The sequence below is a fragment of the Kribbella sp. NBC_00482 genome (genome assembly GCF_036013725.1).
GTDB lineage: Bacteria > Actinomycetota > Actinomycetes > Propionibacteriales > Kribbellaceae > Kribbella.
The window spans coordinates 8,656,872-8,677,051 of record NZ_CP107881.1 but is presented as its reverse complement, the minus strand read 5'-3'; the positions used below and the strand labels follow the sequence as shown (position 1 = coordinate 8,677,051).

At 68.6% G+C, this 20,180-nt stretch carries 19 protein-coding genes; 6 read left to right on the top strand and 13 right to left on the bottom strand.

Going from position 1 to position 20,180, the window contains the following annotated elements; all coding sequences use genetic code 11:
- The first annotated feature begins 20 nt into the window (after positions 1 to 20).
- Positions 21 to 1,163, top strand: a complete 1,143-nt coding sequence (locus OHB24_RS41730) for a citrate/2-methylcitrate synthase (protein WP_327636508.1) — start codon at positions 21 to 23, stop codon at positions 1,161 to 1,163.
- Here the strand turns inward: OHB24_RS41730 and OHB24_RS41725 are convergent.
- The gene (locus OHB24_RS41725; RefSeq protein WP_327636506.1) at positions 1,156 to 2,589 is read right to left on the bottom strand and encodes a flavin-containing monooxygenase; all 1,434 of its coding nucleotides are present in this window, start codon (positions 2,587 to 2,589) and stop codon (positions 1,156 to 1,158) included. The genes OHB24_RS41730 and OHB24_RS41725 overlap by 8 nt on opposite strands.
- Before the next feature lie 263 nt (positions 2,590 to 2,852).
- On the opposite strand from OHB24_RS41725, the gene OHB24_RS41720 reads away from it, so the two are divergent.
- Positions 2,853 to 3,224, top strand: a complete 372-nt coding sequence (locus OHB24_RS41720; protein WP_327636504.1) for a YciI family protein — start codon at positions 2,853 to 2,855, stop codon at positions 3,222 to 3,224.
- Between the two features lie 100 nt (positions 3,225 to 3,324).
- Positions 3,325 to 4,563, top strand: a complete 1,239-nt coding sequence (locus OHB24_RS41715; RefSeq protein WP_442913947.1) for an RNA polymerase sigma factor — start codon at positions 3,325 to 3,327, stop codon at positions 4,561 to 4,563.
- On the opposite strand, the gene OHB24_RS41710 is transcribed toward OHB24_RS41715, so the two are convergent.
- The gene (locus tag OHB24_RS41710; RefSeq protein ID WP_327636500.1) at positions 4,560 to 4,985 is read right to left on the bottom strand and encodes a MerR family transcriptional regulator; all 426 of its coding nucleotides are present in this window, start codon (positions 4,983 to 4,985) and stop codon (positions 4,560 to 4,562) included. The two genes, OHB24_RS41715 and OHB24_RS41710, sit on opposite strands and share 4 nt — an antisense overlap.
- Before the next feature lie 24 nt (positions 4,986 to 5,009).
- Between OHB24_RS41710 and OHB24_RS41705 the strand changes: the two genes are divergently transcribed.
- A complete protein-coding gene (locus OHB24_RS41705; protein WP_327636498.1) occupies positions 5,010 to 6,407 on the top strand; it encodes an MFS transporter in 1,398 nt (465 codons plus the stop codon).
- Here OHB24_RS41705 and OHB24_RS41700 read toward each other — a convergent pair.
- Together OHB24_RS41700 and OHB24_RS41695 are read right to left on the bottom strand one after the other, a co-directional pair.
- Complete coding sequence (locus tag OHB24_RS41700; RefSeq protein WP_327636496.1) at positions 6,388 to 7,323, bottom strand: RNA polymerase subunit sigma-70; 936 nt, start codon at positions 7,321 to 7,323, stop codon at positions 6,388 to 6,390. The two genes, OHB24_RS41705 and OHB24_RS41700, sit on opposite strands and share 20 nt — an antisense overlap.
- A 17-nt stretch (positions 7,324 to 7,340) precedes the next feature.
- On the bottom strand, positions 7,341 to 8,237 hold the full coding sequence (locus tag OHB24_RS41695; RefSeq protein ID WP_327636494.1) for an alpha/beta hydrolase: 897 nt from the start codon (positions 8,235 to 8,237) through the stop codon (positions 7,341 to 7,343).
- A gap of 66 nt (positions 8,238 to 8,303) precedes the next feature.
- Between OHB24_RS41695 and OHB24_RS41690 the strand changes: the two genes are divergently transcribed.
- Both OHB24_RS41690 and OHB24_RS41685 read left to right on the top strand, forming a co-directional pair.
- Positions 8,304 to 8,687 (top strand): DUF4870 domain-containing protein, encoded by a 384-nt coding sequence (locus tag OHB24_RS41690; protein WP_327636493.1) that lies wholly within the window; start codon positions 8,304 to 8,306, stop codon positions 8,685 to 8,687.
- Between the two features lie 23 nt (positions 8,688 to 8,710).
- Entirely contained in the window at positions 8,711 to 9,523 is an 813-nt protein-coding gene (locus tag OHB24_RS41685; protein WP_327636492.1) for an aminoglycoside phosphotransferase family protein, read from the top strand.
- On the opposite strand, the gene OHB24_RS41680 is transcribed toward OHB24_RS41685, so the two are convergent.
- The 9 genes from OHB24_RS41680 to OHB24_RS41640 form a co-directional block, all read right to left on the bottom strand.
- Positions 9,513 to 10,406 (bottom strand): NUDIX hydrolase, encoded by an 894-nt coding sequence (locus OHB24_RS41680; protein WP_327636491.1) that lies wholly within the window; start codon positions 10,404 to 10,406, stop codon positions 9,513 to 9,515. The two genes, OHB24_RS41685 and OHB24_RS41680, sit on opposite strands and share 11 nt — an antisense overlap.
- A 10-nt stretch (positions 10,407 to 10,416) precedes the next feature.
- Positions 10,417 to 12,645 carry a 1,4-alpha-glucan branching protein GlgB gene (gene glgB / locus OHB24_RS41675; protein WP_327636490.1) on the bottom strand — a complete coding sequence of 743 codons (2,229 nt, stop codon included), beginning with the start codon at positions 12,643 to 12,645 and terminating at the stop codon, positions 10,417 to 10,419.
- A 71-nt stretch (positions 12,646 to 12,716) separates the two neighbouring features.
- Positions 12,717 to 15,599, bottom strand: a complete 2,883-nt coding sequence (locus tag OHB24_RS41670) for an ATP-binding protein (protein WP_327636489.1) — start codon at positions 15,597 to 15,599, stop codon at positions 12,717 to 12,719.
- A gap of 82 nt (positions 15,600 to 15,681) precedes the next feature.
- Entirely contained in the window at positions 15,682 to 17,094 is a 1,413-nt protein-coding gene (locus OHB24_RS41665; protein ID WP_327636488.1) for a maltokinase N-terminal cap-like domain-containing protein, read from the bottom strand.
- On the bottom strand, positions 17,095 to 18,828 hold the full coding sequence (treS, locus tag OHB24_RS41660; RefSeq protein ID WP_442913946.1) for a maltose alpha-D-glucosyltransferase: 1,734 nt from the start codon (positions 18,826 to 18,828) through the stop codon (positions 17,095 to 17,097).
- 258 nt (positions 18,829 to 19,086) lie between these two features.
- On the bottom strand, positions 19,087 to 19,302 hold the full coding sequence (locus OHB24_RS41655; RefSeq protein ID WP_327636487.1) for a hypothetical protein: 216 nt from the start codon (positions 19,300 to 19,302) through the stop codon (positions 19,087 to 19,089).
- A 20-nt stretch (positions 19,303 to 19,322) separates the two neighbouring features.
- A complete protein-coding gene (locus OHB24_RS41650) occupies positions 19,323 to 19,676 on the bottom strand; it encodes a type II toxin-antitoxin system HicA family toxin (RefSeq protein ID WP_327636486.1) in 354 nt (117 codons plus the stop codon).
- Positions 19,676 to 19,888, bottom strand: coding sequence for a type II toxin-antitoxin system HicB family antitoxin (locus tag OHB24_RS41645; protein WP_327636485.1), 213 nt, complete (start codon positions 19,886 to 19,888; stop codon positions 19,676 to 19,678). Before OHB24_RS41645 ends, OHB24_RS41650 begins: the two co-directional genes overlap by 1 nt.
- Positions 19,889 to 19,939: 51 nt before the next feature.
- Positions 19,940 to 20,155 (bottom strand): hypothetical protein, encoded by a 216-nt coding sequence (locus OHB24_RS41640; RefSeq protein WP_327636484.1) that lies wholly within the window; start codon positions 20,153 to 20,155, stop codon positions 19,940 to 19,942.
- Positions 20,156 to 20,180 lie beyond the last annotated feature (25 nt).

The following is a 20,180-nucleotide window of genomic DNA, read 5'->3' as shown; positions in this document are numbered from 1 at the left end:
CGCCTGTCAACTCTGAAGATATGTCAACAACGATCAATGTTCCGCCTGGCCTGCGCAACGTCATCGTCACCGAGACGACCCTCGGCGACGTCCGTGGGGACGAGGGTTTCTACCACTACCGCGAGTACTCGGCGATCGATCTCGCCAAGTCCAAGACCCTCGAAGACGTCTGGTACCTGATGTTCGAGGGCCACCTCCCGACCGCCGCCGAGCGCGACCGGTTCGTCGCCGAGCTCGCCCCGCTGCGCGTCCTCCCCGACGAGGTCAGCGCGGTCCTCCCGGCCATCGCGACCGCCGGTACGACGTTCAACCCGCTCGCCGGTCTCCGCACCGCGTTGTCGCTCCTCGCGGCTGTCCGTGGTCTCCCGAAGCTGTGGGATGTCGACCCGGCCCGCCGCAAGGCCGACGCGATGCTGGTCTGCGCAGTGACGCCAACCATCCTCGCGGCCCTGTACCGGCTTCGCGAAGGACAGCAGCCACTGGAGCCACGAGCCGACCTGTCAGCAGCCGAGAACTGGCTCTACCTCGTGACCGGCGCCGCACCTACCGCCGTCCACGCGACCGCGATCGAGCACTACCTCGTCTCGACCGTCGACCACGGCTTCAACGCGTCCACCTTCACCGCACGCGTCATCGCGTCCACTGGTGCGGACGTGGTCGCGGCCGTGGCTGGTGCGATCGGCGCCTTCTCCGGCCCGCTGCACGGCGGCGCGCCGGATCGCGCTCTCGCGAGCCTCGACGAGATCGGTACGCCGGACCGCATCGACGACTGGGTCCGCGCGAAGGTGTCCGCCGGCGACCGGATCATGGGGTTCGGGCACGCGGTGTACCGCACCGAGGACCCGCGGTCGCTGATGCTGCGTGACATCGCCCGCGGGATCGGCGGCGACCTCGTCGACTTCGCGACGACCGTGGAGCAGCGCATCGTCGACGTACTCGCCGAGCTGAAGCCGGGCCGCAACCTGTACGCCAACGTCGAGTTCTACGCCGGTGTCGTGATGGAGCTGTGCGGCATCCCGCGCGCCATGTTCACGCCGACGTTCGCCGTCAGCCGCATCATCGGCTGGTCCGCCAACATCCTCGAACAGTCCACCGACCCGAAGATCATCCGCCCGTCCGCGACGTACGTCGGCCTGCAGCCGCCCGCGCCCGTCCCTAGCTGAACTGCATGACGCCGTCGTCGAGGCGGTTGTAGCGGAGCGTGATGAGGTCGCGGGGGTAGTTCTGGCGGAGGCGCCAGGGGCCTTGGCTGCCTTGGCGGGGGAGGATCTGGGCGGCTCGGCGGATGTAGCCGGAGGAGAGGTCGACGACGGGGCGGGGTGGAGCGTCGTACTCGGAAGGGTCGACCTCGGGAAGGCAGATGCGGGTGCCGGTTGCGGTGAGGTGGTTGAGCAGCCGGCACACGTACTGTGAGGTGAGGTCGGAGCGCAACGTCCACGAGTTGTTGGTGTACCCAATGCACCAGGCGAGGTTCGGTACGCCGCTCAGCATCATGCCCTTGTAGACGAACGTGTCCTGCGGCGCCACCGCCCGCCCGTCGACCGTCACCTGGATGTTGCCGAGCGCAACCATGCGGAGGCCGGTCGCGGTGACCACGAGATCGGCCTCCAGTTCACGCCCGGAGCGCAGCCGCAGCCCGGTCGGCGTGAACCGGTCGATCTCCTCGGTCACCACCGAGGCCGACCCGTTGCGCAGCGCCTTGAACAGGTCCGCGTCCGGGACCAGGCAGAGTCGCTGATCCCACGGCTTGTACCGCGGCGTGAAGTGCGGATCGACCGGGATCGACTCGGGCAGTTGCTTCGCCACGGTGCTGTTCAACAACCAGGCCGCATGTGCCGGCCATCTCCGGAACGCGTTGTAGATCGCGGTGCTCGCGACAACGTTCTTCCCGCGGATCAGCCGGTGCGCGAGATTTTCGGGCAGTACGGCGCGGATGCGGTCCGACACCGCGTCATGGGCCGGGCGAGAGGCGACGTAGCTCGGCGACCGTTGCAGCAGCGTCACGTGTTCCGCCGTACCCGCCATCGCAGGCACCAGGGTCACGGCGGTCGCGCCGCTGCCGATCACGACAACGCGCTGACCGGCGTAGTCCAACTGGTCCGGCCAGTGCTGCGGGTGCACGATCCGGCCCTGGAAATCATTCTTTCCGTCGAAGTCGACGACGTACCCCGAGTCGTAGTCGTAGTACCCGCTGCACACGTAGAGGAACGAGCAGGTGTACGCCGCGTCCGCCGTGTCCACGGTCCACAGCGCGTCCGCGGACGACCACGAGGCGCGGACGACGCGCTGGCCGAAGCGGATGTGCTTGTCGATCCCGTACGTCGACGCGGTCTCGTGCAGGTAGTCGAGGATCGACGGCCCGTCCGCGATCGCCTTCGCCGCCCTCCACGGGTGGAACGGGAACCCGAGCGTGAACATGTCGGAGTCCGACCGCACCCCCGGGTACCGGAACAGGTCCCAGGTGCCGCCGAGCGCGTCGCGGCCCTCGAGTACGGCGTACGTGCGGTCCGGGCACCGGGTCTGGATCCGGTACGCCGCGCCGATCCCGGACAGGCCCGCGCCGACGATCAGGACGTCGAGGTGCTCCATGTACCCCACGGTAACAAGAGGTCGCGCAAAGTGGTGGCGCCTGCTGCGCGCCGCCCCGCGGGCACTGGGCGGCGTTGTCGTCGGTCGAAGGGACTCCGTCCCGTCTCCCTCCTCCGCCTTGCCCAGCACTCCGCGGGACGACGCTCGCGACGGCGCCACCACTTTGCGCGACCTCAAAAATTCTTTCCGGGTGTTGTCGATTCCGTGTCGCGGCGATCGTCAGCAAGATATCCAAGTAGAAGACATCGACGAGGGAGCCCGAGATGGCGCAGTACATGTTCCTGCTGTTCGACAGCGAGGAGTGGTACGACAACCTGACGCGCGACGAGTGGCAGCAGGCGATGAAGTTGCACGGGGAGTTCACGGCGGCGGTGGAGAAGGCCGGGGCGCGGATCCTCGGCGGGGAGGCGCTGGAGCGGTCCAGCACGGCGAGCACGGTCAAGAACCGCGAGGGCGCCGAACCGCTGGTCACCGACGGTCCGTTCATCGAGACGCGGGAGGCGCTCGGCGGGTTCTACGTGATCGAGGCGCGTGATCTCGACCAGGCGCTGGAGTTGGCCAAGCTCTGCCCGTCCGGCAACATCGAGGTCCGGCCGGTAATGGCGACGTCCGAGGACGCGGCTCCGTCGGCCTGACAGGCGGATCGCGATCGCGCACGGACGATAGTGCCGTTCGACCCGGGTACGCCGACGCTCCGTCTCGTCGGCGTACCCACGGGCAGGGGGAACAGGGGAGATGGTGACGGAGGCGGTAGAGGTCACCCGGGTGGTGGACCGGGCGCACCGGGAGAGCTGGTCGACGGTGCTGTCGTCCGTGGTCCGGCTGACCCGGGACCTGGATCTCGCGGAGGACTGCACGCAGGACGCGTTCGTGCAGGCGCTGCGTACCTGGCCGGACGGGATTCCGGACAACCCGGCTGGCTGGCTGACGACGGTCGCCCGGCGGCTCGCGCTGGACCGGCTGCGGCGGGAGACGAATCTGCGGCGGAAACTGCCCCTTCTGGTGGAGCAGCCCGCCAACACCGAGCAGCCCGACGACGCTGAGCAGCCGACGGATCCGCTGCGGCTGGTGTTCACTTGCTGCCACCCGGCCCTGGCGCGGGAATCGCAAGTGGCGCTGACGTTGCGGCTGATCTGCGGGTTGACCACGCGAGAGGTCGCCGCCGTGCTGCTGATCGGCGAGGCGACGGCGGCGGCGCGGATCACCCGGGCGAAGAAGAAGATCGCGGCGGCCGGGATCCCGTATCGCATTCCGGCGGACCACGAGTTGCCGGCGCGGATGGATGTGGTGCTGACCGTCGTACACCTGGTGTACACGGCGGGGTACGTCGCCACGGGGGCGGAGCTGACGCGGACCGATCTGACCGGGCGGGCGATCGAGCTGGCGCGGATGCTGGAGCGGTTGATGCCGGACGAGCCGGAACCGCTAGCACTGCTAGGGCTGCTGTTGATGACCGAGGCGCGTGGTGACGCGCGGGTCAGCGCGGACGGTGAACTGGTGCTGCTGGCGGATCAGGACCGGTCGCGGTGGGACGTGAAGCTGTTGGCGGAGGGTGTGTCGCGGGCGACGGCGGCGTTGCAGCGGGGGCATGGGAGGTTCGCGTTGCAGGCGGCCGTTGCCGGGCTGCACGTGACGGCGCCGTCGTGGGAGAAGACGGACTGGGGGCAGGTGGTCCGCATGTACGACGCGATGATGGTGAGCTGGCCGACTCCGATCGTCGCGCTCAATCGGGTGGCTGCGCGCAGTCTGGTTCCTGGGGCCGATCTGGAGGCGGTCCTGGTCGAATTGGATGCCTTGAGCAAGGAGCCGGCGCTCGCGACGTACGCCTACCTCCCGGCGACCCGGGCCGATGTTCTCACCCGCCTCGACCGTCCCGCGCAAGCGGCCGAGGCCTACGAACAGGCGATCCGTCTGACCGCCAACGAAACCGAACGCCGCTTCCTCACCACCCGCCTCACCAACCTCAACCGCTAGCCTTCATCAGGCCGAGGGGCCCAGAGTTGGTCGGCGTCGCCGGCTTGCATGCGGCCTCGGTAGACGTCGATCTTGTGGTCGATGAGTTCGAGGCTTTCGGTGAGCTGAGCCAGTTGGGTGAGGATCTCGGCGCGGTGGGTCTCGAGGAGTTCGAGGCGGTCCTTCTCGTTGCCGCGGCCGGCGGTGACGAGTTCGGCGTACCGGCGGATGGTGCGGATCGGCATGCCGGTGGCGCGGAACCTGGTGCAGATCTTGATCCAGTCGAGGTCGAGTTTGCGGTAGCGGCGGCGCCCGCCGGCGGTCCGGTCGACGGTGGTGACGACCAGGCCGGCGCGTTCGTAGTACCGCAGCGTGTGGACACTGACGCCGGTGTGTTCGGCGGCTTCGGCGATGCTGATCCCGCGTTCATTGACTTCGAGCACGCTCTAAATCCTAGCGTTGCTGGTATGACCCTTCCAACGCTCGAGGACACTGGTCTGACCAGTGCCCGCCGGTACGCCGTCCTCGCGATCTGCTGCGCGAGCCTGCTGATCTCGGTGATGGACATCTCGATCGTGAACATGGCGCTGCCCGCGATCCGGGACGATCTCGGTGCCTCGACGGCCGGTCTGCAATGGACCGTCGACTCCTACACCCTGGTGCTGGCGAGCTTCCTGCTGCTGGCCGGCTCGACCGCCGACAGGTACGGCCGCAAGCGCATGTTCCGCGTCGGGCTGACCGTCTTCGGCCTCGGCTCGCTCCTCTGCAGTCTCGCCCCCAGCATCGAGACGCTGATCGCCGCCCGCGCTGTCCAGGCTGTCGGCGGCACGCTGCTCAACCCGGTCGCGATGGCGATCGTGGTGACCGTGTTCCCGGAGCGCGCCGAGCGCGCCCGCGCGATCGGGATCTTCGGCGCGACCGCCGGCCTCTCGCTCGTCCTCGGCCCGATCCTCGGCGGCGCGCTCGTCGACGGCCTCGGCTGGCGGTCGATCTTCTGGGTGAATCTGCCGATCGTCGTCCTCGCGGTGATCTTCACCAGCCTGTACGTCCCCGAGTCCCGCGCCGCCCACGGCCGCCGCTTCGACCCGATCGGCCAGCTCCTGACCGTCGTACTCCTCGGCAGCGTCGTGTCCGCGATCATCGAGAAGAACCAGTGGCGTACGCCGTTGATCGCCGCGGCCGCCGTCGCCGCGGTCCTCCTGATCGCGTACGAACGCCGCCGCAGAGAGCCGTTGCTCGAGCTCCGCCTGTTCCGCAGCGTCCCGTTCAGCTCGGCCGTGGTGATCGCGATGTTCGCCTACACGGGGTTCGGCGCGTTCCTGTTCGTCACCACGCTCTACTTGCAGAGCGTTCGGCACCTGTCCGCGCTCGACGCCGGTCTGTGCCTGCTGCCCGTCGGTCTCCTCATCTGCGTCCTCTCACCGCTGACGGGCCGGATCGTCGGCGCGCGCGGCCCACGCCTGCCACTCGTCGTCGCGGGTACGGCGCTGACGCTCGGAGCGCTCGCATCGCTCACGATCCAAGCGTCCACACCGCTGCTCAACGTGCTCGCGATCTTCCTGTTCTTCGGCGTCTTCCTCGGCACCATCAACCCGCCGATCGCGAACTCGGCGGTGTCCGGGATGCCGGCGTCGATGGCCGGTCTGGCCGGTTCGGTCGCGTCGGTCGGCCGTCAGACCGGTACGTCGCTCGGCGTCGCGATCGCCGGATCGATCGTCGGCGCCACCGCGACGACCGATCCGCGACGGTTCGTCCGCGCCGAGCATGTTGTCTGGTGGCCGACGTTCGCAATGGGGCTCGTCGTACTGGCGCTGGCTCTCGTCAGCACGAGCCGCCGCGCACGGCTCACGGTGCAGGAGCTGTAGGCGGCAGACCGAAGTACGTGACGAGGCTTGGTGTGCTGAAGACGTGGATGTGGGTGAGGCCGGTCGGAGTGGGCGTGAGTACGGCGACACCGTACGGGGCGCCCTTGAAGTAGGCGCCCACGGCGGGCTGGCCGTTCGCGATGATCGGGATCATCCGCCAGTCACCGGGTGCGCCGACCGCGGAGGCGAGGAGCTTCAGGCACATCACGCGACCGTTGAACCAAGCCGTCGTACCGACCATCTCGATCGCGGCGTCGGCGCGAAGAGCACGTTCTAGGGCGGCGGTGTCGGCGTTCTCGAAGCCGGCGATGTAGTCGTCCAGCAGTGCTAGCGATTCGGGGTCGGTGGGTGCCGAGACGTCGCCGTGCGACGGCGCCGTGGAGTCCAGGCGGGCGCGGGCGCGTTGCAGCGTGCTCTTCACGGCCGCGACCGAGGTGTCGAGCATCGTGGCGACTTCGGCGGCTGGGAAGGCGAGTACCTCGCGCAGGATCAGTACGGCGCGCTGCTTCGGCGGCAGGTACTGCAGGGCGGCGATCAACGCCAGCCGCAGGCTCTCCCGGACGGTGACGATCGATGCAGGATCGGAGCTGACCAGGGTCTCGGCGATCGGCTCGACAAACCGCACGGCCGGATCGTCTGGCGGTACGCCGGGACTGAGATCGGTGGCAGGTGCTCCCAAACCGGAGGGCAGCGCCCGGCGGCGGCGTTGGTCGAGCGCGGTCAGGCACACATTGGTTGCGATGCGGTACAGCCAGACCCGCAGCGACGAGCGGCCCTCGAAGGACGACCAGGACCGCCAGGCCCGCAGGTACGTCTCCTGCACCGCGTCCTCGGCCTCGTGCACCGACGCGAGCATCCGGTAGCAGTGCGCGAGCAACTCCTTGCGGAACGGCTCGGTCACGCCGAACTCGCTCATCACCGCTCCCTCGATCATCACAGCCCCAGCACCCGCCGAGCCCAGCGTCCCATCCGCCCAACAGCATCGTCCGCCTCCGGCGCGCGCCCCGCCGCCATCTGGAACGTGTGCTGCATCTCCGGAAACACATCCAGCTGTACCTCGACCCCGGCCTTCTCCGCGGCGGCCGCGAGCTGCTCAGCGTCGTCCAGGAGTACTTCGTCCCCGCCGACCTGAATGTAGATCGGCCCGAGCCCGGTCAGGTCGCCGTACAACGGGTTCACGAACGGGTCGTGCGGCGAGCCGTCCGGTCCGAGGAAGATCCAGGCGAGTCCACGGACCAGGTCCCGGTGGAAGAACGCGTCGCGGTCCCGGTTCTCGTCGTACGACGTACCTGTCGCCTCGAAGTCCACCCACGGCGAGAACGGCATCGCGCCGGCGGGCAGCGGCAGGCCGACCGAGCGGGCGCGTAGTTGCGTGGTGATCGTCAGCCCGCCGCCGGCCGAGTCGCCGGTGAAGACGATGTGTTCGGGCGCGATGCCCTGGTCGAGCAACCAGCGGTACGTGTCGACCGCCTCGTCGACCTGGGCCGGATGCGTGTGATCGGGCGCCAGTGGATAGTCGAAGACCAGTGCCCGCGCCCCGACCGCCCGGGCGAGGTGCGCGAACAGCTTCCGATGCGAGTACTGCGATCCGCCGACGAAGCCACCGCCGTGCAGACACAGCAGCACCCTGTCCGCGGCGGCGCCGTGCGGCACGATCCACGTAGCCCGGCGTCCGGGCACCGCCAGGTAGTCCACATCACCCGGCTCGGTCGTCAGCCCGGCCCAGCGGTGGTCGGCCAGCTCCTGATCGCCGTCCTGGAGGTTCTCCTCAGCAGCCTTCCGGTTCGCCGCCCAGTGCCGCCGAACCGCTTCCGACTCCTTGCTCGCCATCGTGCATCCCTTTCGTTGCAGGTCTGTCACCGGTACAGACCGAAGACACCTGGAAAAGGAATCGGTGTGCTTGACTGGACTATGAGCACGCCGCTGTCAGGCTCTGAAGAACGTACGTGGGCGCTGGTCGCGCACATCGGAGTGCTGGTCGCGGCCTGGCTGGCGATGGGGTTCCTCTGCCCGCTGGTCGTCTGGCTGATGTTCCGGGACCGCTCGGACTTCGTACGCCGGCACGCGGTGGAGTCGCTGAACTTCCAGATCTCGCTGCTGATCTACTCGGCGGTCTCGGCCGTGCTGATCTTCATCACGTTCGGTCTCGGGGTGCTGATCGTCGTACCGCTGGTCGTGATCGGCGCGATCGCGGCGCTGGTGGTGATCATCCTCGCGACGGTCGCCGCGTCCGGTGGCAGCGATTACCGCTATCCCCTGACGATCCGCTTCATTCGCTAGCAAGGACCTATAGGGTCGGCCCGGTGGAACTCATCGGGCAGGGGATGGAAGGGGCCGTCTACGATCTCGGCGACGGGTCCGTGCGGAAGGTCTGGTTCGATCGCCGGCCGGAGGACGTGCGGCCGTTGCAGGCGTTCCTCGACGAGCTGCCGGAGCTGCCGTTCCGGACGCCGCGGATCCGGGAGGTCACGGCGGGCGAGGACGGGCTGGCGGTCAGCGTCGAGGACAAGCTGACCGGCGTACCGCTGCACGAGGCCGGGCTGCCGGAAGACGTTGCGCTGGACGCGTTCGTCGCCGTGGTGGAGGCGTTGCGCGAGGTGCGGCCTGGGCCGGCGAGCAAGGCGATGCCGGTGCTCGGGCAGCCGTTCTGGGGGCGGTCGTGGGGCGAGAGTCTGGCGGGATTGGTACGGCGTCGCGCAGAAGCCTCGAGCGTCCACCTGGAGCGTGATGTCGCCGGTTTCCCAGAACTGTTGGGGGAAGTGCTGGACGGCCTGACCCAGCTCGGAGACGGGATGAGCGTTGTGCACGGGGACATCTGTCCGCCCAACGTGCTGATGGACGGTCAGCGGGTGGAGGCGGTACTGGACTGGGGGTTCCTGTCGACCGCGGGGGACAGCACGTTCGAGGCGTCGCTCGCGGCCGGGTTCTTCGACATGTATTCGCCCGAGGCGCGCCGACTCGACGACCTGCTCACCGCCCGGTTCGAGACACTCGGGCACGATCGGGAGCGGATGCGGCTGTACCGGAGGGCGTACGCGATCATCACCGCCACGATCTACGACGAGAACGCCGGCGACGGGCATTACACCTGGTGCGTCGGCCAGCTCACGAGGTGATGGGCGAGCCGTTCCTGAGATTGTGCAGCTGGTCCGGCGCGTCCAGAAGCATCGGGAGTCGGCGTGCATTGAGCGGCGAGACCAGCCCGGCCAGCTTGTCCGGCGCCTGCCAGGAGATGCCCCGGATCTCGAACCCGTCGGGCTGCAAGCGGTCGATAAGGGACGGGTCGTGTACGCCGCCGTCGTACAGGATCTCGACGGCGTCGCCCCAGCCCTCCCAACGCGGCAGCCAGTCGATCGCGAGTACGCCGAGCAGCGGGAGCGCCGTACCGAGCTCTTCCTCCATCTCGCGGGACGCACCGGTCGCGGGGTCCTCGTCCGGCTCGACAACACCGCCCGGCAGCTCTAGGTCCTTCTTGTAGCTGACCTGGCACAGCAGCACCCGTCCAGCGGTGTCACGTACGACGACGTGGGCGATCACGCGCTTCTTCGGCAGCGTCGAGTCCATCAACGCGGTCCAGCCCGTCACCGTGTCCGGACGCGGATCGTCGACGCGCATCCCGTACACGGCGACATCGCGGCGCTCGCCCTCCACCAGCGCAGCCCCGCGCAGCACGCCCTCCCGCCGGAAGCCGGACCGCACCGCGACCCGGGCGGAGGCATGCAGCGAAGGATCCACCTCGACCTGCAACCGCTCCAGACCGAGCTCACCGAACGCGTACTCGGCCGCGAGCCGCATAGCCCGCTCCGCCACGCCGGGACCGCCGTCGAGCGCCCAAGTGACCAGGCCGACGCCCGGCGTCGTCTGGCGTACCTCGACCGTGCCGAGCGGGCCGCTGGGCTCGACGTCAGTGCGCACGACGTCGAACGTCACCACCTGCCCGTTCGGCTGCGAGGGACGCAGCGTCAGCTCGGCATCTGACAGCGGATATACGGCGGTCACGCCGTGAACGCTACCCGGTGAAGCGCAGGTACACCGTCGCCAGGGGTGGCACGGACAGCTCGGCACTGGACTTCAGGCCGTGCCATTCCGGCCCATCGGCCTCGACAGCGCCGAAGTTGCCCACGCCCGATCCGCCGTACGAGTTGGCGTCGGTGTTGACGACCTCCTCCCAGCGGCCGGCGTACGGCAGGCCGAGGCGGTAGCCGTGGTACGGGAGCGCGGAGAAGTTCGCGATACACGCCACGGTCGGCTCGCCCTCCTCGCCGTACCGCAGGAACGAGAACACGTTGTTACCGGCGTCGTTAGCGTCGATCCAGCTGAACTTCTCCGCGTCGTGATCGGTTCGCCAGAACGCCGGGTTGTCCTTGTAGACCCGGTTCAGGTCGCGGATCAGGTCCTGCAGACCCTTGTGGTCGCTGTGTTCCAGCAGCCACCAGTCCAGCTCGCCCTTCTCCGACCACTCCGACTCCTGGCCGAACTCGCAGCCCATGAACAGCAGCTGCTTGCCCGGGTGCGCCCACATCATCGCCAGGTACGCACGGAGGTTCGCCAGCTGCTGCCAGCGGTCGCCCGGCATCTTCCGCAGCAGCGAACCCTTGCCGTGCACGACCTCGTCGTGGGACAGCGGGAGGACGAAGTTCTCGGAGTACGCGTACATCATCGAGAACGTCAGCTCGTGGTGGTGGTACTGCCGGTGCACCGGCTCATGCTCCAGGTAGCTGAGCGAGTCGTTCATCCAGCCCATGTTCCACTTGAAGCCGAAGCCGAGGCCGCCGAGATGCGTCGCGCGGGTGACGCCCGGCCAGGACGTCGACTCCTCCGCGACCGTGATCACGCCCGGGACCCGCTTGTAGAGCGTCGCGTTCATCTCCTGCAGGAACGACACGGCCTCCAGGTTCTCGCGGCCGCCGAACTGGTTCGGCACCCACTGACCCTCCTGCCGCGAGTAGTCCAGGTAGAGCATCGAGGCGACCGCGTCCACCCGCAGGCCGTCGATGTGGAACTCCTCGGCCCAGTAGAGCGCGTTCGCGACCAGGAAGTTGCGTACCTGCGGACGGCCGAAGTCGAACACCAGCGTGCCCCAGTCGGGCTGCTCGCCGCGGCGCGGGTCCGGGTGCTCGTAGAGCGGCGTACCGTCGAACCGGGCCAGCGCCCAGGCGTCCTTCGGGAAGTGCGCCGGCACCCAGTCGACGAGGACGCCGATCCCGGCCTGGTGCAGCTTGTCGACCAGGAACCGGAAGTCGTCCGGGTCGCCGAACCGCGAGGTCGGAGCGAAGTACGACGTGACCTGGTAGCCCCACGAGCCGCCGAACGGGTGCTCCATCACCGGCATCAACTCGACATGGGTGAAGCCCATCTCGTTGACATAGGCAACGAGCTCGTCGGCCAGCTCGCGGTACGACTTGCCCTTGCGCCACGAGCCGAGATGCACCTCGTACACGCTCATCGGCTCGGCGTACGCGTGCGCGCCGGCGCGCTTGGTCAGCCAGTCGGAGTCGCTCCACTCGTACGACGACTCGTGCACGACGGACGCGTTCGCCGGGGGAGTCTCGGCCAGGTTCGCCATCGGGTCGGCCTTCTGCCGCCACACACCGTCGCGACCGCAGATGTCGAACTTGTACCGCGTTCCCGGGCCGATGCCGGGCACGAACAGCTCCCACACACCGGAGCCGCCGAGCGAGCGCATCGGATGCGCGCGGCCGTCCCAGAAGTTGAAGTCAGCGGTCAGCCGGATGCCCTGTGCGTTCGGGGCCCAGACCGCGAACGACGTACCGGTCACTGCGCCGGTCGGGCCTTCGTGCCGCCGGACGTGGGCGCCGAGCACGGTCCACAGTTGCTCGTGGCGGCCCTCGCCGATCAGGTGCAGGTCGACCTCGCCGAGCGACGGGAGGTACCGGTACGGGTCGTCGACCTCGCTCGCGGGGCCGTCGGTGTAGGTGACCTCGAGGCGGTAGTCCGGGACCTTGTCGATGTCGAGTACGCCGACCCAGATCCCGTCGTGCTCATGCCGGAGCTCGAGCCGCTCGCCGTCGTACAGCACTGTCACGCTGTTGGCGTACGGGCGTAGCGCGCGGACGGTGACGCCGTGATCGCCGAGATGCGGGCCGAGCACCTGATGAGGATCGTGGAACGTACCGGCGACCAGTCGTTCGAGATCGGTCCGAGTCACCGAAACCGCTGTCACCACAGGCTCGTCGGTCGCCACCACCGGCTCCTCAAAAGCTTCACGCTCTCCCATGAACACCATCCTGCCCGATCCCGACCCTCTACACCGCACCCCGTACCCGCCGAGTCCCGAAGTACACAAACTCAATCGTTCAAAGCGGCGCGGACGGTGTCGAGGCGGGTGGTGTAGCGGGGCCAGGCGAAGCCGGTTTGGGTGTAAGCCTTGGTGGTCTCGGTTACCAGGGTGGTGGCGTGGTCGCGGTTGCCTTGGGCCAGTGCGAGGGCGGCGGCGATGGCGCGTGCGGCGAGCCAGGACGTGCTGTGGTCGGGGGCTTCCGCGAAGACCGCGTCCAGCAGGCTGGCGGCCTCGTCGAGTTCGCCCTGCAGGACCAGGAGGTCAGCCAGGTCGATGTACGCGTGCGTCACACCGCTGTCGTCCGCGATCGCGTACTCGACCGCGGCGCGGAGGAACTTCTCCCCGGCATCGAGGTCCTCGCGGGCGATCGCGACCAGGCCGCGGATCACCTCGTTGAGCGGCAGGATCTGACGGTCGTCGAGCCGCCGCGCATAGTGGTCGGATTCGGAGGCTGCCTTCAACGCGTCGTCGTACCGCTCCAGGCCGACCAGTGCACCGGCCAGGTTGCTCAGGCCGCGGGAGAGGCCGTGCTCGTCGCCGTACTCGCGGTCCGCCACGATGCACGTCTCGTAGCACTCGAGCGCCTTGGCCGGTTGACCTGTGTAGACGTACAGCGTGCCGAGCGCGTCCGTGCACGCGGACAGCCTGCGTTCATGTTGCGGCGAGGTCCGCGCCAAGGCCTGACCGGCGAGCAACGGTGTGAAGGCGTCGCGGAGCTGACCGCGTTCGATCTCCACGATGCTGCGGTAGTAGAGGGCTGTCAGCGTCAGTGTGTCGTCGTCCTGCGTCCGGGCGAGCGCCTCGGCCTCGGTCAATGACTCCGCCGCGTGGTCGAACTGGCCGCGCATCGTCAGTACGAAGCCGTGATTGCTCAGCGCGGTGACCCGCTCGGCTGTCGTCGCACCAGGAGCGTCTGCTAGCGCGCCGAGGTGTCGGGCTGCTTCGGCGTACATGCCGCGGATCAGCCAGGGCGTGTGCAACGCGAGTGCCAGCCGCAGCCCGACCACCGCGCGGTCCGTCCCGGGTGCGCGGTCCAGTACGTCGAGGAGGTTCGGCCACTCCGCGAAGACGTCGGCCACGGACTCGGCCGACGCGAAGTCGTCGTCAGCGCGGCCGACCGCCTCGACGAAGCCGACCGCCCACTCCAGCTGCGCCAGCCGCACCAGCTCGGTCTCGCCGGCCTCCTCGAGCTTCCCGAGCGCATAGTCGCGCACGGTCTCCAGCAGCCGGAACCGCCGCCCGTTGACGGCCTCAACCGTCAGCAGACTCCGGTCCGCGAGCTCAGTGAGCACCGGCGCCACGTCGCGGGGATCGACGGCGACCTGTTCTGCTGCTTCCAGCGTGAAGCCGCCCGCAAACACAGCGATGCGGCGCAGTACGGCGCGCTCCGCGTCGCCGAGGAGCTGGTGACTCCAGTCCAGTGCCGCGACCAGACTGGTGTGCCGCAGCTGCGCATCCCGCGCACCGGCGACCAGCAACCGCATCCGGTCAGCCAGCCGCTTGGCCAGCTGCGGCACGGTCAGGGTCCGCGTGAGACCAGCAGCCAGCTCGATGCCGAGCGGGTACCGGTCGACCGCCGTACAGATCGCTGCAACCTGCTCCGGGTCGGCTCCCTGCGCGTCTACGGCAGACCGTTCACTGAACAGCCGGGCCGCGTCCAACGCGTCCAGCGGCCGCATCGGACGGACCTCCTCGTTCGCCAGCTGCAAGGGCCGTTGCGAGGTGACCAGGACCGTCAGCGCGGGCGCCCGCTGCAGCAGAGCGGCCACGATCTCCGCTGTCTGCTCGACCACGTGCTCGGCGTTGTCGAGCACCAGCACCGAACCGTCCAGCGCCGCCGCGGCTGCCTCAAGCGGATCGTGACCGCCGGCATCGTCACCCGCAATCGCTTCCAGTACGGCGCTCTCACGCTGCAACGGCGCCAGCTCGACCAGCCGTACGGCGCGACCGGCCACCGCACGCGCCGCCTCGAACGCGAGCCGGGACTTCCCGCTGCCCGGACCGCCCGTCAACGTGACCAGACCGGGCTCGCCGAGCCGCTCCACCAGCGACCCCAGCTCTCTGTGGCGGCCGACGAAGCTGGTCATCCGAGCCGGCAGCGTGACCGTTGGTGCAGGGGTTGGGATGACTTGGGGGAGCAGAGCCGGGTCCTGGCGGAGCAGGCGTAGCTCCATCGCGGCGGTGTCCGGAACCGGATCCACACCGAGCTCATCAGCCAACCGACCCCGTAGCGTCGCGAGTCGCGTGAGCGCGTCCGCTTGCCGACCGGTCCGATAGAGCGACAGGGCCAGCAGGCACCAGAGCCGTTCGTGCAAAGGGTTCTCGGCCGCCAGAGCCTCCAGCTCTCGCGCGGCCTCGGCAGCATGTCCGAGAGCGAGCTCCGCGTCCAGCCGCTCGACCTGGAGCGCCAGCCGCCAGGCGTCCAGCTGCTCGCCTTCCACCACGGCGTACGGGACCGTGCGCAGATCGGCTAACGACGGTCCCCGCCACTGCGCGAGCGCGGCCCGCGCCGCTGTACGTACGGCGAAGTGGTCGCCGGACCGCACCGCCGCATGCATCTGCTCGGCTGCCGCACGGGCCGCCGTCAGATCGGTGAGCCGGGCCGCGAGCGCGTAGCCGCCGTTGACCCGGACCAGCGCCTCAGGGGCGTCGATCGCGCCGCGCAAACGGGACGCGAGCACCCGCAGCCGCTCCGTCGGGCGGGCCAGATCGACGTCACCCCACAGGTCGGTCGCCAGCCGGTGGTCGGGCACGGACAGGCCGCCGGCCAACGCGAGCCGGACCAGCAGCGCACGCTCCAGCGGGCGGTCGACCGCGATCGGACTGCCGCCGAGCCTGACCGCGAGAGGCCCCAGGACAAGGACCTCTAACTGTGGTGGCTCGGGCGACATACCCGAAAGTATTGCAGTGAGCGTTCACAAGCGCTCTGTAATTCTCGGCCGAGATTGGATTACTTGGCTGAGATTTGGGGTACTACTGTTCGGCCAGTTGCGCGGCAGCCGACAGCGGGATCAGCAGCCAGCTCGGGCGGTTGCGGGCCTCGTAGAGAGTCTCGTAGATGACCTTGTCCGCGAGGAACGCGTTCAGCAGCACGCTCTGCTCGCGCGGATCGCTGCCCGCCGCCTCGGCGTACCCGTCGCAGAAGGCCTGCTGGTTGCGGTCCACCCACTCGGCCGCGCGGTACGCGATCTGCTGGTCGCCCTGGTGATCGGCCAGCAGCGACCGGGCCGCGTAGTCGAACGAGCGCAGCATCCCGGCGATGTCCTTCACCTCGGTGTCCAGCGCCCGCCGCTCGACCAGCGACTTGGCCGGCTCACCCTCGAAGTCGATCAGCTTCCAGCCGTCGATCGTCCGCAGCACCTGACCGAGATGGAAGTCGCCGTGGATCCGCTGCACCGTCACCGGCTGGTCGTACGCCGCCAGCGCGTCGAACGCCCGCGCCAGTCCGCCGGCGTACGGCGCGAGTTCCGGGATCGCAGCTGCGGCCTTGTCGAGGCGGCGGCGCATCGCGTTCGCGTGCTCGACCAGCTTGGCCGGCTCCCAGACGTCGGTGCCGAGCGCCTTCGCCAGCTCGGAGTGCACCTGCGCCGTGCTCGCGCCGAGCCGGTGCGACTCGGCGGCGAAGTCACCGCCGACCTCCTCGGCGTGCAGGTCGGCCTCGGCGTACAGGTCCCGCACCGACGAGGTCGCGAACGTCCAGCCGTCGGTCGCGTTCTTCTGGAACGCCGTCATCATCGCCAGCTCGCCGCTGTCGGTCCCGCCGCCCGCGCGCGGCCACCGACCACGCGCGGACCCCAGCACCTCCGGGACCAGTTCGGACCCGGACTCGGTGAGCGCCGACTCGATCTCGACTCCGGGGTTGCTCCCGGGCTCGAGCCTGCGGAACACCTTCAGCAGCGCGACGTCGCCGAACACCAGCGACGTGTTGCTCTGCTCGACCGTGAGGACCAGCGACTGCGCGTCCTCCGGTACCTCGATCGAGCCTTCCGGAGCCTGGACGGGATGGAACTCCAGCCCGTCCAGCTGCCGTCCGTGCGTGATCCCGTCCAGCCAGTACGGCGTCGCTTCCTTGTCGTGCAACGCGTCGTACACCCAGACCTCGGTGTCGCCGAGGTCTGGTTCGGCCCACTCGCCGACCAGCGCGTGGCCGAGGTTGTCGACCGGCGCGCGGTGGTAGCTGAGCGGCAGCTGGTACACCCGGATCGGGGATTCCGCCCCGGGTGGCCCCGCACAGTAGACGAACCCGATCCGGACCGCCGGCCAGGCGTCCGCGTCGGACAGCCACGTCGACGTGGCCACCGCTTCGACGTGAACGTCGTGTCCCTTCTCCCCGAACCACCTCTGGCTCGCGCAGAAGGACTGGACCTGGTCCAGATGGGAAGTCACTTAAATGCTCTCCTCATGCTTTTCCGGCAGGTCTTCCGGCTTCGCCACCGGCAGCCGGAACCAGTAGAAACCGTGGGCGCCGAGGGTCAGAAGGTAGGGCAACTCGCCGATCGTGGGGAAGTGCACGCCGCCGAGCAGTTCGATCGGCTCGACGCCCTGCCACTGCCGCAGGTCCAGCTCGATCGGCTGCGGGAACCTCGACAGGTTGTTCACGCACAGCACGACGTCGTCGCCGAACTCCCGGACGTACGACAGCACGCTCGGGTTGGAGCCGCCCAGGTCCGTGAAGGTGCCCATACCGAACGACGGGTGCTGCTTGCGGGTCTGGATCATCCGACGGGTCCAGTGCAGCAACGACGAGGCGTTCTCCATCTCGGCCTCGACGTTCACCGCCTGGAAACCGTAGACCGGGTCCATGATCACCGGCAGGCTGAGCTTGCCCGGCGTCGCGGTGGAGAACGAGGCGTTGCGGTCCGGGGACCACTGCATCGGGGTGCGGACGCCGTCCCGGTCGCCCAGCCAGATGTTGTCGCCCATGCCGATCTCGTCGCCGTAGTACAGGATCGGGGATCCCGGCAGGCTGAGCAGCAGCGCGGTGAACAACTCCATCTTGTTGGTGTCGTTGTCCAGCAGCGGTGCGAGCCGGCGGCGGATGCCGATGTTCGCCTTCATCCGCGGGTCCTGCGCGTACTCGCCCCACATGTAGTCGCGCTCTTCGTCGCTGACCATCTCGAGAGTGAGCTCGTCGTGGTTGCGCAGGAAGATGCCCCACTGGCAGGTGTCCGGGATCTCCGGCGTCTGGGCCAGGATCTCGGAGATCGGGAACCGCGACTCCCGCCGTACGCCCATGAAGATCCGCGGCATCACCGGGAAGTGGAACGCCATCTGGCACTCGTCGCCGCCGGAGTCCCGGTCGCCGAAGTACTCGACCACGTCGGCCGGCCACTGGTTCGCCTCGCAGAGCAGGACGCGGTCGCTGTAGTTCGCGTCCACCTCCTTGCGGACCCGCTTGAGGAACTCGTGGGTGCGGGGGAGGTTCTCGCAGTTGGAGCCCTCGGTCTCGAACAGGTACGGCACCGCGTCCAGCCGGAAACCGTCCACGCCGAGGTCGAGCCAGAACTTCAGGGCCTCGAGGATCGCGTCGCCGACGGCCGGGTTCTCGAAGTTCAGGTCCGGCTGGTTGGAGTAGAAGCGGTGCCAGAAGTACTGGCCGCGGACCGGGTCCCAGGTCCAGTTCGACTGCTCGGTGTCGACGAAGATGATGCGCGCGTCGGTGTACTTCTCGTCGGTGTCGGACCACACGTAGAAGTCGCCGTACGGACCCTCGGGGTCCTCCCGCGACGCCTGGAACCAGGGGTGCTGGTCCGAGGTGTGGTTCATCACGAAGTCGACGATGAGCCGGATCCCGCGCGAATGCGCGGCCTCCATCAACGCGGCGAAGTCGGAGATCGTGCCGACCTCCGTCATCACGCCGGTGTAGTCGGAGATGTCGTACCCGCCGTCACGTAGCGGTGAGGGCTGGAACGGCGGTAACCAGAGGCAGTCGACACCGAGCCACTCGAGATAGTCGAGTTTCTCGGTCAGGCCTTGCAGGTCGCCGATGCCGTCGGCGTTCGAGTCCTTGAAGGACCGCACGAGGACCTCGTAGAAGACGGCCCGCTTGAACCACAGCGGGTCACTCTTCGTCAGTCCGTGGTGCTGCTCCGGCAGCATGTCGGTCACGCTCACCTCCATCGGGTGTCTCCAAACCTAAGTTCCCGTACCCCGATCGGGCGCACCTAAAAGGGGAGGGCAGTGCGTTGATCCCGGACGACTCCGGGGGTACTGCGGTGACGTGGTGACGCCGTCGGCCGGACGGGGTCCGCAAGGCGTTCCGCACAGTCTGGCGGCCCTTTGCCAGTACAAGCAAATAGGGCACGCGATCGGCCCACACTGCGATTCGATGACGGCAGATGCGACGGGCTTCGGCGCGGTCGGTTCACCGCAGCGGGATCACCGCCGCGGCGACCGCTCGTCACGCTGTTTCGCGGTCTGCTGGGCTGAACCACCACGACCACCACCACGCCGGTACCGCCGCAACAACCCCCGGACGTTCACCGACTGCAGACCCGGATACGCCTCATCCGCATTGACGTTCCGCCCCTCCTGCCCTTCCCCCGGAAGAATGACAGCGTCCGGTTCCAACGGCTCCTGGGCATCCGTTCCCATCGTGTTCTCCTTCGAGCGGATCAGCCGCGCCCGCGGCCGCGTTTCTTCCCGTGGCGCTGGGTTACTGGTTGCTCGCGTTGGCCGGACCCGGACGCACCACCGCTACCAGGCGCAGGGCTACCGCCCTGGATCAGGTCCATCGCCTTCTGCTGCTCCGATGGCTGCCGATCGGGCTCGCCTTTCCCGTTGAGGCCGGCCTGTTTCTGGATGCCGTCCCAGGTACCGGTCTTGATCTCAGCGTGCTTCGGGACCGACACCGTTCGTTTGCCCCGTTGCCAGATGACGTGATCTCCGTGGCCCCGCTTCTTTCCCGGCACGGGGCTGTAGCCGGCCGCCCGCAGCTCGGCCTCGGCATCCCGTTTCTTCTTCGCCATCAGTCGTCAGGGAGGGTCACGACCAGCTGCTCGGGCACGCCGACCACATCAGCCAGCGCGAGGATGGCCTCCTTCAGGTCCTCGATGGCCTCTTCGCGGGTCTCGCCCTCGCCGTTGGCGAACGCATCCGGGGTCAGTGCGGCGTGGGCAACCCAGCCGCCGTCCTCGTGGTCTTCCTCGATCGTGAAGGGCACGTGAATGTCGCGTGGCAAGGCCGCCTCCTGGTTACTCAGTGTTGTCGCGATCGTAGGACGGTTCCGGGGTCAGTTCTCTGGTACGTCGACCTCGACGACCAGTTGTTCGGGGGCGCCGGAATCGGCTACTACGCGGGCTACCTGGACGCGGAGGTCGTCGAGGGAGGCTTCGCGGGTCTCGCCCTCGCCGGAGACGAAGATGTCCGGGGTCAGCGCCGACTCGGCGATCCAGGTGCCGTCCTCGTCCTGGCCGACGATGAAGGGAAGGTGGAGCTGGCGTCGCACGGTCTCTCCTTGGGGCGTTCGCGCG